This is a genomic window from Sinorhizobium prairiense, assembly GCF_029201645.2.
Lineage (GTDB): Bacteria > Pseudomonadota > Alphaproteobacteria > Rhizobiales > Rhizobiaceae > Sinorhizobium > Sinorhizobium meliloti_A.
Genome location: NZ_CP104130.1, coordinates 278,550 through 291,630, shown reverse-complemented (window position 1 = coordinate 291,630; position 13,081 = coordinate 278,550). Strand labels below are relative to the sequence as shown.

Genomic DNA, 13,081 nt, shown 5'->3' with positions numbered 1-13,081 from the left:
CCGTCTTCCGATCTCAATCACTCCGCCAGCCAGCGGGCGAACTCTTCCTTGTGGTCGGGGTGCCAGCGCGAGAGCGCGGGCCTGTTGCGCACCATGTCTTCCGCCGCCCAACGGATGCGTTTGGCGTCCAGGGCCGGAGTGACTGCGTTGTCGGGGCAGATGATGTAGAAGTCGCCGTTTCGGAAGCGCTCTAGGAAGAGCTCGATCACCTGCTCCGCGGTCCATGGTTCTTCCGGCTTACTGCCCGGGGCGAAGTCCGAACCCGGGAAATTCATCGGCGTCCATGTATAGCCAGGTACCAGAAGATGCGCCGAGACGCGCCCGTTCGTCGCCTTGCGAAGCTCGTGGGAGAGCTGCTCAGTGAGTACTTTGATACCCGCCTTGCTGACCGAGTAGGCCGCGTTGCCAGGAGGTGTAGTAATTCCTTCCTTCGACCCAAGGTTCACGACTGCCGAGGGAAGCGATTGCTCGATCATGCCCGGCACGAACAGATGCTGCGCGGTCACCACGGCGAAGAAGTTGACTTCGAGCTGCCGCCTCCAGAGCGCCGGATCGTCCCACGGCCCCGCACCCTTCGTGATCCCCGCGTTGTTGACCAGAAGCGCGACGTCTTCAAGACGGTCCCGCGTCTCATCCCTGAGCCGCTGCAGGTCCGAGGGGTTCGAAACATCGCCTACGACGACCATGTGGTCGACACTCAAGCTTGATGCGAAGGCCTTCAAGGCGTCTTCGTCGCTGTCGAAGAGCGCCAGGCGCATCCGCTCAGCCGCGAGCCGGCGCGCCATCGCGGCCCCGAGCCCCTTTGCCGCACCCGTTATGACGGCGACCCGTCCGGGTGCGATGATCTTGTTGGCTGTATGGTTCATCGATTATCCTTCCGTTCTTGCGTTGTTCGCTTAGCAGCCGAGCGCGTCGGCGATCGCGACCAGGTCATTGCCGACGACATCCCAGTCGCTATCCGCCTGCAAGTCGGTTTTCTGACCCGGTCCGTGTTCCGTGGCCCGCGTGATGAAGACTGTTTTCAGCCCCGCACGCCGGGCGGCGGCGAGGTCGTAGTTGTGGGCCGCCACCATCGCCACCTGCCCCGGCTCGAGACCCGCCTTGAGTGCCGAACCGATGTAAGTCGCGGACTGGGGCTTGTAGGTCCGCGTCACCTCAGCTCCGAGAATCATGTCCCACGGCAGCCCGGCGAACCGGGCCAGGTTTGTCATGCCGCCGATGTGACCGTTGGAGATCGGCGCAAGCTTGTATTTCGACTTCAGTCTCGTCAGACCTTCGACTGAGTCCGGCCAGGGATCAAGCCGGTCCCAAGCCTTGTTGATTTCCTCAAGTTCCTCCATCGGGATCGCCGCGACGTCGGCCCCGACCTGCGCGAGGACCGCGATGAGGTTCTCGAGGTTCAACTCGTTCAAAGGCAGCCACGGCCGCATTCCCGACCTCACAGCTTCCATCGCTGGCTCGTAAAGCGAGCGCCAGCGGTCAGCGAACTCCGCGGGGGGAGCCGCTATATGGCGCGCTTCGAGAAAAGGTGCGACCGCGCGCGCGACACCCGACCTCCAGTCGACCAATGTGCCGAACACGTCGAAGCCCAACAGTTTCACTTCGCTGAAATCTCGCTCCATCGCTTTGCACCCTCGTTCGTCGCTATCCCGCTCTCCAAATAAATCCCATTGACATCGACAAGCAATACATTAACGTATGCATTATCGAATGCAAAGTCACGCATTTCGATTTCGCTCCCGGGAGGATTGATATGAGCATTGAAACTTCAATGTCGATTCGCAGTCTTATGATGGCCGCCGCTGTCGCGCTGAGCGCGTCTTTCGCGCCGAACGCCTACGCGATCGACGTCACCCAGCAGATCAAGGAAATCGAGAATAGTCCCGCGGATGGCCCGAACGGCGAGAAGGCGGTCCTCGCGAGCGACCTCAAGCTGATGCCCGAAGAGATCGAGCAGATCAAGGCCAAGAACGCGACGGCCGCGATCGTCATGCACTATACGGCGTCGGATTGGGCCAAAGCCCAGATGGCTGGCCAGAAGAAGGCTCTCGACGAACTCGGCATCAAGATCATCGCGACCACCGACGCCGGCTACAAGGCCGAACAGCAGGTGGCCGACATCGAGAGCGTGATGGCGCTCAAACCCGACATCATCATCTCTGTCCCCGCGGAGCAGTCTGCGACGGCCGCGGCCTACAAGAAAGCCGCCGCCGCGGGCATCAAGATCGTGTTCCTCGACCAGGCGGCCGCCGGAATGAAGCCGGGTGCCGACTATGTGAGTCTCGTGTCCTCCGACAACCGGGGCATGGGCAAGGTCGCGGCGCTCCTCATGGCCAAAGCCCTCAACGGCAAGGGTGAGATCGGCCTGATCCCGCACGCTTCCGACCTGTTCGCGACCAAAGAGCGCGTGGTGGGCTTCAAGGAAGCAATCGCTGCGTTCCCCGACATCAAGGTGGTGGACGAAAGCGGCGTCGGCGGCCCCGACTTCGCTGGCGAATCCGAGCGCATCGCCTCCGCGATGCTGACGGCCCATCCCACCCTCAACGGCCTCTGGGCTGTGTGGGACGTCCCGACCGAGGGCGTGCTCGCCGCGGCGCGCGCTGCCGGAGCATCCACCGATCTTGTGATCACCACCTGCGACCTCGGCGTCAACATCTCGCTCGACATGGCCAAGGACGGCTACGTCAAGGGGACGGGTTCGCAGCGGCCGTTCGGCGCGGGCTATGCGGAAGGCATTCTGGCGGGCTACGCCCTGCTTGGGAAGGAAGCGCCTCCCTATGTCGTACTCCCCGCGCTCGCCGTGACGCGCGACAATCTCATCGACGCTTGGCCCCAATCGAACGGCGACCAGGCTCCCGACATCCTCGTGAAGGCGATGAACTGATCCGAAAGAAGTGGACGGCTGTTCGGCCGTCCACTTTGAGAGGCGAGCCCATGACACAGCCCATGACACAGCCCATGCACGCGCCGAGCGCGGCCCCGCGAGATGTCGCCGCGGTCAAGATGACCGACATCAAGAAATCCTACGGCGGCGTCCACGCGCTCAGGGGTGTGAGCCTGACGATTCGCCCGGGCACCATCCACGCCCTGATTGGCGAAAATGGCGCGGGCAAATCCACGCTGCTCAAAATCTTGCAGGGCGTGGTGAAGCCCACGGAAGGTTCAATCGAGATCTTCGGCGAGCATCTGACGGCAGTCTCCCCGGAGAACTCCCGTAGGCTCGGAATCGAGATGATCTTCCAGGACCTGAGCCTCATCCCCACGCTGACCATCGCGCAGAACATCTTCCTGAACCGCGAACCCCGCCGCATGACCCTGTTGGTCGATGAGCGGCGGGAAGTCGAGCACGCGGCCAAGATCATCGGCGAACTGAACCTGAACATCGATCCGAGGACGCGCGTCTCGGAGTTGAGCCCCGCGCAGGCGCAGCTAACCGAGATCGCGAAAGCCATCTCCCAGAAGGCGCGCGTCCTCATCCTCGACGAGCCGACGTCGGCATTGAGCGCGCAGGAAGTCGACATCCTTTTCAAGATGCTGCGCAAACTGACGGCGGACGGCACTGCGATCGTCTACGTCTCCCACCGCATGACCGAGATCATGACGATTGCGGACGAGATTACCATCCTGCGCGACGGGCAGAACGTCACGTCCGGCAACATCGCGGAATTCACGCTCGATACCATCGTCCAGAACATGGTCGGTAAGCGGGTGACGGGGTTCGAGTACAAACCCCACGAGATCGACCGCGGCACGCAGCCCGCGCTCAAGGTGCGTTCCCTCTCGGGCAAGCACGGCAAGCCGAATGACGTCTCATTCGATCTCTACAGGGGCGAGGTTCTCGGTATCGCCGGGCTGATGGGGGCCGGACGGACCGAACTGGCGCGGGTGCTGTTCGGCGTCGATGCCAAGGCCGACGGCACGGTCGAACTCGACGGCAAGGCTCTCGAGTTCCGGTCGCCCGCCGAAGCCATCGAAGCCGGTATCGTGCTCGTGCCGGAAAGCCGTCATGACCAGGGTCTTGTCATCGAACTAACCGTCGGACACAACCTCGGCCTTCCGCAATTGGCCCAACTCGCCAGCGGTCCGTTCCTCAATCGCCGGAGGGAGCGTGATCTCACCTCGGAATTGATCTCGCGGTTGCGCATCAAGACACCGGACGCCGATAACAAGGTCCGTAACCTTTCGGGCGGAAACCAACAGAAGATCGTCATCGCCAAGTGGCTTGCGACCGACCCATCCGTCGTTATCCTCGACGAGCCGACTGCGGGCGTAGACATCGGCTCCAAGGCGGAGATCGTCGAGTTGATCAGGAGCATCGCGAGCAGCGGAAAGTCCGTGATCGTGATCTCGTCGGAGCCCGCCGAGCTGTTGGCGACCAGCGACCGGATACTGGTGCTCAGCAACGGTTGCCTCGCCCGGGAGATCAGCCGATCGGAAATCGACGCCTGGGCAACCACGGAGGGCGACGAATCGCAGTCGAGCATGATCCGCGTGGAACTCGGCCTCCAGGTCGCCATCCAGAAAGCTAGTCAAAATGTCCACTGAAACAACCATCGTGAAAGCGGAGCCGGTCATGGCCACTTCATCGAAGCCCTGGTACGGCAACTGGCGCGACTACGTCGTCTATATCGGCTTCGTGGTGATTTTCATTGTCTTCGCCATCCTGCTCCATGACCGCGGGTTCCTGTCTCCGAACAACCTGCTGAACGTCCTGCGCCAGACGGCGATCATCGCTATCATGGCGATGGCCATGTCCTTCGTGCTCTCGGCGGGTGAAATCGATCTTTCGGTCGGCGCGATCGCGGGCCTCACCTCGGTGGTCGCGGGCATGGTCCTGATGCAATATGGCCTTGTGTTCGGCATCGTCGCGGGACTCTGCCTCGGTCTTGTCGTTGGAGCCATCAACGGAGCGCTGACGGCGTACCTCAACATACCCTCGTTCCTGGTCACGCTCGGTATGATGGGCATTGCCAGAGGTGTCGGCATGTGGGTGAGCGGTACCTCCCCCGTCCCCGTCATCGACGACACCTTCATCTACGCTTTTGGCTCCGGGAACATCGGACTCATCCCGGTCCTCGTGATCTGGGTCGCCGTTCTCGGCACCATCGCGCATCTCGCGATCCGCAAGACCCCGTTCGGTCGCAAGGTCATGGCGGCGGGCGGCAATCCGGTCGCCGCACTTTACAGCGGCGTCAATGTGAAGCGCGTCAAGTTTCAGGTGCTGATGATCACGGGCGTGGCTGCGGCCATCGCTGGGATGCTCTACGCTGGCCGACTGCAGTCCGGCCGCTTCCAGCTCGGAGAAGGCGATGAGCTGTCGGTGATCGCGGCCGTCGTGCTGGGCGGCACCAGCCTCTTCGGAGGAAGGGGGACGGTCGTCGGCTCGATCGTGGGCGCGCTCCTCATCGGGATCATCAACAACGGACTCATCCTCGGAGGCCTGGAATACAGCCAGCAGCTGATCGCCCGCGGGATGCTTATCATACTCGCCGTCGCCATCGGGCGCGGACGTTGAGATTTAAAGTTAATTTGCAAGGAGAATGCACATGAGAGTTCTTGTCACTGGAGGCAGCGGCAAATTGGGGCGCGCTACGATAAAGGACCTTCTCGAAAATGGACATGACGTTATCAATGCCGATACTGTCGAGCCTAAGGACGCCCTCTGCCCGTTCGTGAAGGTCGATTTCGAGGATATGAAGGCGACGCTTGAAGCGACCACTGGCTACGATTGGGATCACAACCGCAAGACCGAAGCCGTAGTTCATCTCGCGGCGATCCCGATGCCTGGCCGGGTGCCACCGGCAGACGTCTTCAGGATCAACACAATGTCGACCTACAACGTCTTCGAGTCGTGCAGACTTCTCGGCATCAAGAACGTGGTCTGGGCCTCAAGCGAGACCCTGCTTGGCATCCCATACACTATCAAGCCGGATTATTTCCCCGCCGACGAGGAATACGAGTCCCGCCCCGAGACCTCATACTCGCTCTCGAAACACCTGGGCGAGGAGATGGCGAAGCAATATTGCCGTTGGGACAGGGATCTCAAGATCGTCTGCCTGCGCTTCTCGAACGTGATGGACGAAAGCGAGTATGCTGCCTTCCCTGACTTCGAGAACGATCCCGGCAGCCGCCGCTTCAACCTGTGGACCTACATCGACGCCCGCGATGGCGCACAGGCGATCCGCAGATCATTGGAATGGGAGGGCAAGGGGGCCGAGGTGTTCATCATCGCCAACGAAGACGGGGTGATGACCACTCCCAACAAGACCCTGGTCGAGCGCTTCTATCCCGGCGTGCCGTTCAAGCGGGAGATCGGCCCGAACGAGACGTTGCTTTCTATTGAAAAAGCGAAATCTGTGCTGGGTTACAAACCGGAGCACGGCTGGCGTCGGTACGTCAGCTCGATGCGGTACTGAGGGGGACGAGATGGCCGCTGAGAAGGCGATTGAAGTGAGCGAAGGGATCAAGGACGAGGTGGCAGCCAAGACGATGACTGCTACGGCCCATCTGAAAATCCGTCAGCTGATCCTGGATAACAAATGGCCGCCGGGGTACCAGGCGACCGAGCAGGAGGTGGCGTCCACGTTGGGAATGAGCCGCACCCCGGTCCGGGAGGCTTTGATGCGCCTCCAGCAGGACGGCCTGGTCTCTGTCGTCCCCCGGCACGGCATGCGTGTGCTGCCCGTCTCGCCGTCGGACATGAAGGAAATCTACGACATCCTGACGTCCCTCGAAAGCACCGCGGCCGAGCTGGCCGCGGCGCGCCACCTGACCGAGGAACAGCTCAAGGGCTTGGAGCGCGCGACGGCCGACATGGACAAGGCGCTCGAACGCGACGATCTCGACAGGTGGGCGCAAGCGGACGCCCGGTTCCACGAGCAACTGCTGGAGCTCAGCGGCAACAAGATGCTCAAGTCGGTGGTGCTCAACTTCATCGACCGCGCGCATCGCGTCCGGATGCTGACCCTCAAGATGCGGCCTAAACCCGTGAACTCCACGCGCGACCACGCGGAGCTCGTCAACGCCATACGAGCCGGCGACGTCGAGAAGGCGGGCACCATTCATCGCGAGCACAGACAGCGCGCTGGCCGCGAGCTCCTGGACCTCCTCGAGCGCCTCGGCCTCAACCATCTCTGATTGGATCGAAAAATGACTATGAAGAATGACACGCTAACGATCGCCGTGCTTCCGGGCGACGGCATCGGCCGGGAGGTCATGCCCGCATGCCTGGAGCTTGTGAACGCCGCCACGACAATGGCGGGCGCTCCCGCCCTCGCGTTCGAAACCCACAATGCGGGTGCGCAGTACTATGCCGAAAGCGGCGACGCTCTGCCCGCCTCGACGCTCGAGGCCTGCCGAAGGTCAGACGCGATTCTGTTCGGGGCGATGGGCTGGCCCGACATCCGCTTCCCCGATGGCACGGAAATCATTCCGCAGCTCGACCTGCGCATGGAGCTTGGTCTCTTCGCGGGCGTTCGGCCAATTCGCTGGTTTCCCGGATTGCCCCGGGTCCTGACCGATCCCCGGGCCGAACAGATCGACTTCGTATTGGTGCGCGAGCAGACCGAAGGGTTGTTCTATGCCCGCGGGCGCGGGGAAATCCGGAATGACGAAGAAGCCTACGACACCATGCAGATCACGCGGTCGGGAACGGCGCGCGTGACCGAGTTCGCCTTCGACATCGCGCGGCAGCGCAAGCGCCGCGGCAAGCCGGGCAACGTCACCTGCGTCGACAAGGCGAACGTTTTCCAGTCGATGGCTTTCTTCCGCAAGGTGTTCGACGAAGTGGCCGACCGCCATCCAGGTCTCACGAAGGATCATGCCTATGTCGACGCGTTGGCGCTCAACATGGTCAAGAAGCCCTGGACCTTCGATGTCCTCGTCACCGAGAACATGTTCGGCGACATCCTCTCCGATCTCGCCGCGGGACTGATCGGGGGCATGGGCATGGCACCTTCGGCCGACATCGGTGACAAACACGGCCTGTTCCAGCCCGCCCATGGCACCGCCCCTGACATTGCGGGCAAGGGCTGCGCGAACCCCAGCGCCATGTTCCTTTCGGCCGCGATGATGCTCGATTGGCTGGCGGCGAAGTTCGGCCAACCGACGCTTGCGGACGCTGCTCGCCTCATGGAAGGCGCGGTGGAGCACACGCTCTCGACCAAGCTGGCCATCCCCATGGAGTACGGCGGCAACGCGAACTGCGCCGAGATGACCCGATCGGTCATCTCCTCGCTCTCCGCGGCCCGGAAGGAGGTCGCATGACCAGCCCGCAGACCGATGGCTATGTCGTCGTGGTGGAATTCCTCGTTCGCGGGGGTTTCCTGAACCAATTCCGCGACGCGATGATGGAGAATGCTACGACGTCCCTGCGCGACGAGCCTGGCTGCTCAGTGTTTGACGTCTGCCAGAACCCCGAACAGCCCGAACGCATCCATCTATACGAGGTTTACGGGAGCCGAGCGGATTTCGACTTCCATCTCAAGTCGGCGCACTTTCTTAGCTTCAGCGAAGCCAGCCAACCATGGGTGCTTGAGAAGAAGGTCCAGACCTTTGAGCGCATCGCGGCGCCGAACGGGGGAAATTGATGGCGGACGGTATCAAAGCGATCGTCTTCGACACGTTCGGCACCGTCGTCGACTGGCGTGGCTCTATCATTTCGGACCTCACGTCTTGGGGCGTGGAGCAAGGTCTGAACGTCGACTGGGCCGATGTGGTCGACCGCTGGCGCGACCGCTATAATCCGCAGAAAGCCCGGGTGCGCTCGGGAGAGCTGCCTTGGACGAACCTCGACGAGCTACACTTCGACGCGTTGAAGTCTGTGTTCGACGAGATGGGCCTGCCGCTTCTCGATGAGGCGCGGATGATGCACATCAACAAGGTCTGGCATCGACTGAACGGCTGGCCGGACGCTTCTCGTGGGCTTCACCGCCTCAAGACGAAGTTCATCATCGGCCCGCTGTCGAACGCGAACGTCGCCATCCTGGTGAACATGGCCAAGCATGCGGACCTCCCGTGGGACAACGTGTTTTCGTGCGAGCTTTTCCGACACTACAAGCCCGACCCCGAAACCTATCTCGGGGTTTGCAAACTGCTCTACCTCGAACCGTCCGCGGTGATGATGTGCGCCGCCCACAATTACGACCTCGCGGCCGCGCGCGCGCTTGGCCTCAGGACCGCCTTCATCGCCCGCCCCAACGAATACGGACCGGGCCAGACCACGGACCTCAAGGCCGAGCAAGATTGGGACTACGCCGCCGACGACCTCGAAGACTTGGCGCGCCGGCTTGGCTGCTAGAAGGAAAATGCAAATGCAAACCTACAAGATGTTGATCGACGGCCAATGGGTCGACGCGGCGCTCGGCGAGACGTTCGAGACCCGCAATCCCTATACTGGGGACGTCTGGGCAGCCATACCCAAGGGAACGAAGGAAGACGCTGAACGGGCGGTCGAGGCGGCGCATAAGGCTTTCACCAGCGGGCCTTGGCCCAAGCTCACCGCGACCGACCGCGGCCACCTCCTCCGCCGCCTTGGCGACTTGATCGCGGAGAACGCCGAGCGCCTCGCCCGCATCGAGGTGACGGACAACGGCAAACTCATCAACGAGATGCTGTTCCAGCTCAAGTATATCCCGCAGTGGTACTATTACTTCGGCGGCTTGGCGGACAAGATAGAGGGCGCGGTCATCCCGATCGACAAGCCCGAGACCTTCAACTACACCCGCAACGAGCCGCTGGGCGTCTGTGTCGGCATCACGCCCTGGAACTCCCCTCTCCTGCTTCTGTCCTACAAGTTGGCTCCCGCTCTCACGGCGGGAAACACCTTCGTCGCGAAACCGTCGGAGTTCACCTCGGCCTCAACGCTGGAATTTGCCAAGCTCGTTGAGCAGGCCGGCTTCCCCCGGGCGTCTTCAACGTCGTCACGGGCTTCGGGGCCGACCTGGGCGAGACGCTGACGGCCCATAAACACGTCGCGAAGATCGCGTTCACCGGAAGCGAAGGCACGGGGCGCAAGATCGGAGAGTTGGCCGCCCGGAACTTCAAGAAGGTCACGCTCGAGCTGGGCGGAAAGAGCCCGCACATCGTCTTCGCGGACGCCGAAATAGACAACGCCGTCAACGGCGTCATTTCGGGCATCTTCGCCGCCACGGGCCAGACCTGCATCGCGGGCTCGCGCCTCCTTGTCGAACGCAAAATCCATGATCAGTTTCTCGAGAGGGTCATAGCGCTCGCCAAAACGGCCCGGATGGGCGATCCGCTCTCGACCTCGACGCAGGTCGGTCCGGTTACGACGCCCCCAACTCGAGAAAATCCTGGGCTACATCGACATCGCCAAGGGCGAAGGCGCGGAGTGCCTCCTGGGCGGCGGACGCCCGTCCAATCCCGAGCTCGGCAATGGCTGGTTCGTGGAGCCCACTATTTTCGCCGGCGTCCGGAATTCCATGCGTATCGCGCAGGAGGAAGTCTTCGGTCCGGTCCTCGCCGTTATTCCGTTCGACACCGAAGAAGAGGCGATCCATATCGCGAACGACACGAATTACGGTTTGGCCGCCGGCTTTTGGACTCAGGACATGCGCCGCATGCTGCGGGTCTCGGCTGCCATCCAGGCGGGCACGGTTTGGGTCAACACCTACCGGACCATCAGCTACATGTCACCGCTCGGTGGCTACAAACACTCGGGCATCGGCCGGGAGAACGGCATGGCGTCCATTCAGAACTACCTGCAGACCAAGAGCGTCATGATCTCCACAGCCGAGAGTGTCGCCAACCCGTTCATCATGAGGTGATGGGATGAAGAAGGATCGTAAGCTGCTGATCGGCTGCGTGGCAGACGACTTTACCGGAGCGACCGACGTCGCGGGCATTTTCGCCAAGAGCGGAATGAAGACCACGGTGCTCATCGACGTTCCCAATGAAGAACTTGAAGTCGATGCCGACGCGATCGTGGTGGCTCTCAAGACGAGGACCATCGATCCATCCGACGCCGTCGCGCAATCCATCGCGGCCTTGCGCTGGCTTCAACATCGGGGAGCGGCGAAGTTCTACTTCAAATACTGCTCCACATTCGACTCCACCGAACGGGGCAACATCGGTCCGGTACTGGACGCGATGCTCGCCGAGCTGGGGGCGACTTGACAACCGCGTGCCCTGCGTTCCCGGCGAACGCCCGCACCATTTACAAGAGCAACCTCTTCGTCGGCGACATCCCGCTCAGCGAATCCGGCATGAAGAACCATCCGCTCACTCCGATGACGGATTCGAATCTGGTGCGGGTTCTCGCGCCGCAGACGTCGCACAAAGTCGCTGGGTGTTATCACGAGACCGTCAAGCAAGGCGTCGACGCGGTGCGTGCCTGGGTGTCGAAGGCGCGCGCGGACGGGTACGGGGTCGCGGTTCTCGACGCCATGGACGACGCCGACCTTGAGGTCATCGCCGCCGCGTTCGACGACGCGCCCCTCCTCACAGGCGCTTCCGGTCTCGCATATGGACTTGCGAGGACGATGGTCGGAGGTGGTGCGGCGACGGCGCGGGAGCTGGCACCCTCAGCCCTGCAGGGAGGCTCCCGCGCCGTGATCTCCGGAAGTTGCTCTGCCGCGACCAACGGCCAGGTGGAGAAGATGCTGCAGGACCATGAGGGCTTTCGCATCGACGTCGAGCAACTCGCCAGGGGCCAAGACGTCGTCAAGGAAGCGCTCGATTGGGCCAAGGACCGACTTGGCCAAAAGCCCGTCCTATTCTACGCCACCGCAGCGCCCGACCAGGTGAAGGCGAACCAGGCGAAATTCGGGGTGGCTGAGGCAGGGACCATGGTCGAAGGTGCACTGTCCAAGATCGCCAAGGAACTCGTCGACAGGGGGGTCTCCGAGCTGATCGTCGCGGGTGGCGAAACGTCGGGTGCCGTCGTGAAATCCCTTGGGATCAACCAACTGGACATTGGAAACGAGATCGCACCCGGAGTCCCCTGGGTCAGCTCACCGACGGCGCCCGGCCGGATTTCGCTTGCGCTGAAGTCAGGGAACTTCGGCGCGCCCGACTTCTTCGTCCACGCCTGGGACAAACTCTGATGGCTACACTGTCCGAGGAAACCAGGACCCGCGACGACATCGTGCGGGCCGGACAATCCATTTTCGACCGCGGCCTGACATCCGGTTCGACCGGCAACATAAGCGTGAAGATGTCGGATGGACGGATGTTGATGACGCCCACGAATGCTTCGCTCGGAAGCCTCGTGCCTGAGCGACTTTCGCTCTTCTCCGCGGAGGGCGTTCACCTCGGCGGGGACAAGCCCACCAAGGAGGCCTTCCTTCACCGCTGCATGTATTGCGCACGGCCGCACGGCAAGGCCGTTGTCCACCTCCACTCAACATACTCGGTGGCGGTCAGCATCCTGAAAGACATCGATGAAAAGGATGCGCTGCCTCCCCTGACCGCCTACTACGTGATGCGGGTCGGCACCCTGCCATTGGTGCCCTACTTCCGTCCCGGAGACGAGAAGCTGGCCGCGGCGGTACAGGAGGCCGCCGCGACAAGCAACGCCGTCCTCATGGCGAACCACGGACCTGTCGTGGCTGGGAGGTCGCTTGAGGAGGCGCAGTACGCGACTGAGGAGCTGGAGGAAACCGCGAAACTGTTCCTGACGCTTCAAGGCCGGGAACTGAGACCATTGACTCCGGCTCAGCGCGAAGAACTCGCCAAGTCCATTTAGACACTTGGGCGTTGAGGGCGCCTCATCGGTGTTTGAGGACATTTTCCTTTTGGGAAGGGGGCGCACGCCTGTAGGGTCCGGATTTATCGAAACTGATTTCCTGACTCCCGGGTCCCACGTCAAAGCTCGCCATGACCGACAGCCCAACACGGCACCCCATCCGGCGCGCCGCCGCTTGTGCCAGCGGCGCCAGAAACGGCTGAAGCCAGTCCATGAACACCTCATGCCACCCCACCGTGACGCGCCCCCTTCATCGGAGCGCGCAGCATCAATCCATCTTGGAAAACAATGCGTTCACCTCCCAAAGTAGTGCTAGGTCCTGAGTTCTTAAGCCGCCTACTTAAAAAGTAAGCTATGGAATTGCTGAGTATTGAA

Annotated in this window: 11 protein-coding genes and 2 pseudogenes; 11 read left to right on the top strand and 2 right to left on the bottom strand. The window is 62.1% G+C overall.

Annotated elements, in window-relative coordinates:
- Positions 1-17 precede the first annotated feature (17 nt).
- The gene (locus tag N0Q91_RS01425) at positions 18-866 is read right to left on the bottom strand and encodes an SDR family NAD(P)-dependent oxidoreductase (protein ID WP_275596050.1); all 849 of its coding nucleotides are present in this window, start codon (positions 864-866) and stop codon (positions 18-20) included.
- 30 nt (positions 867-896) lie between these two features.
- Positions 897-1,622: a haloacid dehalogenase type II gene (locus N0Q91_RS01420; protein WP_085034743.1), complete on the bottom strand. Its 726-nt coding sequence runs from the start codon at positions 1,620-1,622 to the stop codon at positions 897-899.
- A 131-nt stretch (positions 1,623-1,753) separates the two neighbouring features.
- Here N0Q91_RS01420 and N0Q91_RS01415 point away from each other — a divergent pair, with 131 nt between their 5' ends.
- The 11 genes and pseudogenes from N0Q91_RS01415 to otnC all read left to right on the top strand — a co-directional run bounded on the left by N0Q91_RS01415 (position 1,754) and on the right by otnC (position 12,706).
- Positions 1,754-2,884 carry a substrate-binding domain-containing protein gene (locus tag N0Q91_RS01415; protein ID WP_104840852.1) on the top strand — a complete coding sequence of 377 codons (1,131 nt, stop codon included), beginning with the start codon at positions 1,754-1,756 and terminating at the stop codon, positions 2,882-2,884.
- A gap of 50 nt (positions 2,885-2,934) precedes the next feature.
- A complete protein-coding gene (locus N0Q91_RS01410) occupies positions 2,935-4,545 on the top strand; it encodes a sugar ABC transporter ATP-binding protein (protein ID WP_275596049.1) in 1,611 nt (536 codons plus the stop codon).
- A 28-nt stretch (positions 4,546-4,573) separates the two neighbouring features.
- A complete protein-coding gene (locus N0Q91_RS01405) occupies positions 4,574-5,515 on the top strand; it encodes an ABC transporter permease (RefSeq protein ID WP_199773443.1) in 942 nt (313 codons plus the stop codon).
- A gap of 31 nt (positions 5,516-5,546) precedes the next feature.
- The gene (locus N0Q91_RS01400; protein ID WP_104840849.1) at positions 5,547-6,416 is read left to right on the top strand and encodes an NAD-dependent epimerase/dehydratase family protein; all 870 of its coding nucleotides are present in this window, start codon (positions 5,547-5,549) and stop codon (positions 6,414-6,416) included.
- A 10-nt stretch (positions 6,417-6,426) separates the two neighbouring features.
- Complete coding sequence (locus N0Q91_RS01395; RefSeq protein WP_085026216.1) at positions 6,427-7,137, top strand: GntR family transcriptional regulator; 711 nt, start codon at positions 6,427-6,429, stop codon at positions 7,135-7,137.
- Positions 7,138-7,149: 12 nt separating this feature from the next.
- On the top strand, positions 7,150-8,265 hold the full coding sequence (locus N0Q91_RS01390) for an isocitrate/isopropylmalate dehydrogenase family protein (RefSeq protein ID WP_104840848.1): 1,116 nt from the start codon (positions 7,150-7,152) through the stop codon (positions 8,263-8,265).
- The gene (locus N0Q91_RS01385) at positions 8,262-8,588 is read left to right on the top strand and encodes a putative quinol monooxygenase (protein WP_104840847.1); all 327 of its coding nucleotides are present in this window, start codon (positions 8,262-8,264) and stop codon (positions 8,586-8,588) included. The genes N0Q91_RS01390 and N0Q91_RS01385 overlap by 4 nt, the downstream gene beginning before the upstream one ends.
- On the top strand, positions 8,588-9,298 hold the full coding sequence (locus N0Q91_RS01380) for a haloacid dehalogenase type II (protein WP_275596048.1): 711 nt from the start codon (positions 8,588-8,590) through the stop codon (positions 9,296-9,298). Before N0Q91_RS01385 ends, N0Q91_RS01380 begins: the two co-directional genes overlap by 1 nt.
- Before the next feature lie 13 nt (positions 9,299-9,311).
- Positions 9,312-10,787, top strand: a pseudogene (locus N0Q91_RS01375) (aldehyde dehydrogenase).
- A gap of 4 nt (positions 10,788-10,791) precedes the next feature.
- Positions 10,792-12,065 (top strand): annotated as a pseudogene (gene otnK / locus N0Q91_RS01370) (3-oxo-tetronate kinase).
- Entirely contained in the window at positions 12,065-12,706 is a 642-nt protein-coding gene (gene otnC, locus N0Q91_RS01365; RefSeq protein WP_104840843.1) for a 3-oxo-tetronate 4-phosphate decarboxylase, read from the top strand. The pseudogene otnK and the gene otnC overlap by 1 nt, the downstream one beginning before the upstream one ends.
- Positions 12,707-13,081 lie beyond the last annotated feature (375 nt).

Bases quoted from the DNA above. Each gene is read 5' to 3' on its own strand.
- N0Q91_RS01425 (WP_275596050.1), bottom strand. From the start codon at position 866: ATGAACCATACAGCCAACAAGATCATCGCACCCGGACGGGTCGCCGTC.
- N0Q91_RS01390 (WP_104840848.1), top strand. From the start codon at position 7,150: ATGACTATGAAGAATGACACGCTAACGATCGCCGTGCTTCCGGGCGAC.
- N0Q91_RS01410 (WP_275596049.1), top strand. From the start codon at position 2,935: ATGACACAGCCCATGACACAGCCCATGCACGCGCCGAGCGCGGCCCCG.
- N0Q91_RS01415 (WP_104840852.1), top strand. From the start codon at position 1,754: ATGAGCATTGAAACTTCAATGTCGATTCGCAGTCTTATGATGGCCGCC.
- N0Q91_RS01395 (WP_085026216.1), top strand. From the start codon at position 6,427: ATGGCCGCTGAGAAGGCGATTGAAGTGAGCGAAGGGATCAAGGACGAG.
- N0Q91_RS01380 (WP_275596048.1), top strand. From the start codon at position 8,588: ATGGCGGACGGTATCAAAGCGATCGTCTTCGACACGTTCGGCACCGTC.
- N0Q91_RS01385 (WP_104840847.1), top strand. From the start codon at position 8,262: ATGACCAGCCCGCAGACCGATGGCTATGTCGTCGTGGTGGAATTCCTC.
- N0Q91_RS01405 (WP_199773443.1), top strand. From the start codon at position 4,574: ATGGCCACTTCATCGAAGCCCTGGTACGGCAACTGGCGCGACTACGTC.
- N0Q91_RS01400 (WP_104840849.1), top strand. From the start codon at position 5,547: ATGAGAGTTCTTGTCACTGGAGGCAGCGGCAAATTGGGGCGCGCTACG.
- otnC (WP_104840843.1), top strand. From the start codon at position 12,065: ATGGCTACACTGTCCGAGGAAACCAGGACCCGCGACGACATCGTGCGG.
- N0Q91_RS01420 (WP_085034743.1), bottom strand. From the start codon at position 1,622: ATGGAGCGAGATTTCAGCGAAGTGAAACTGTTGGGCTTCGACGTGTTC.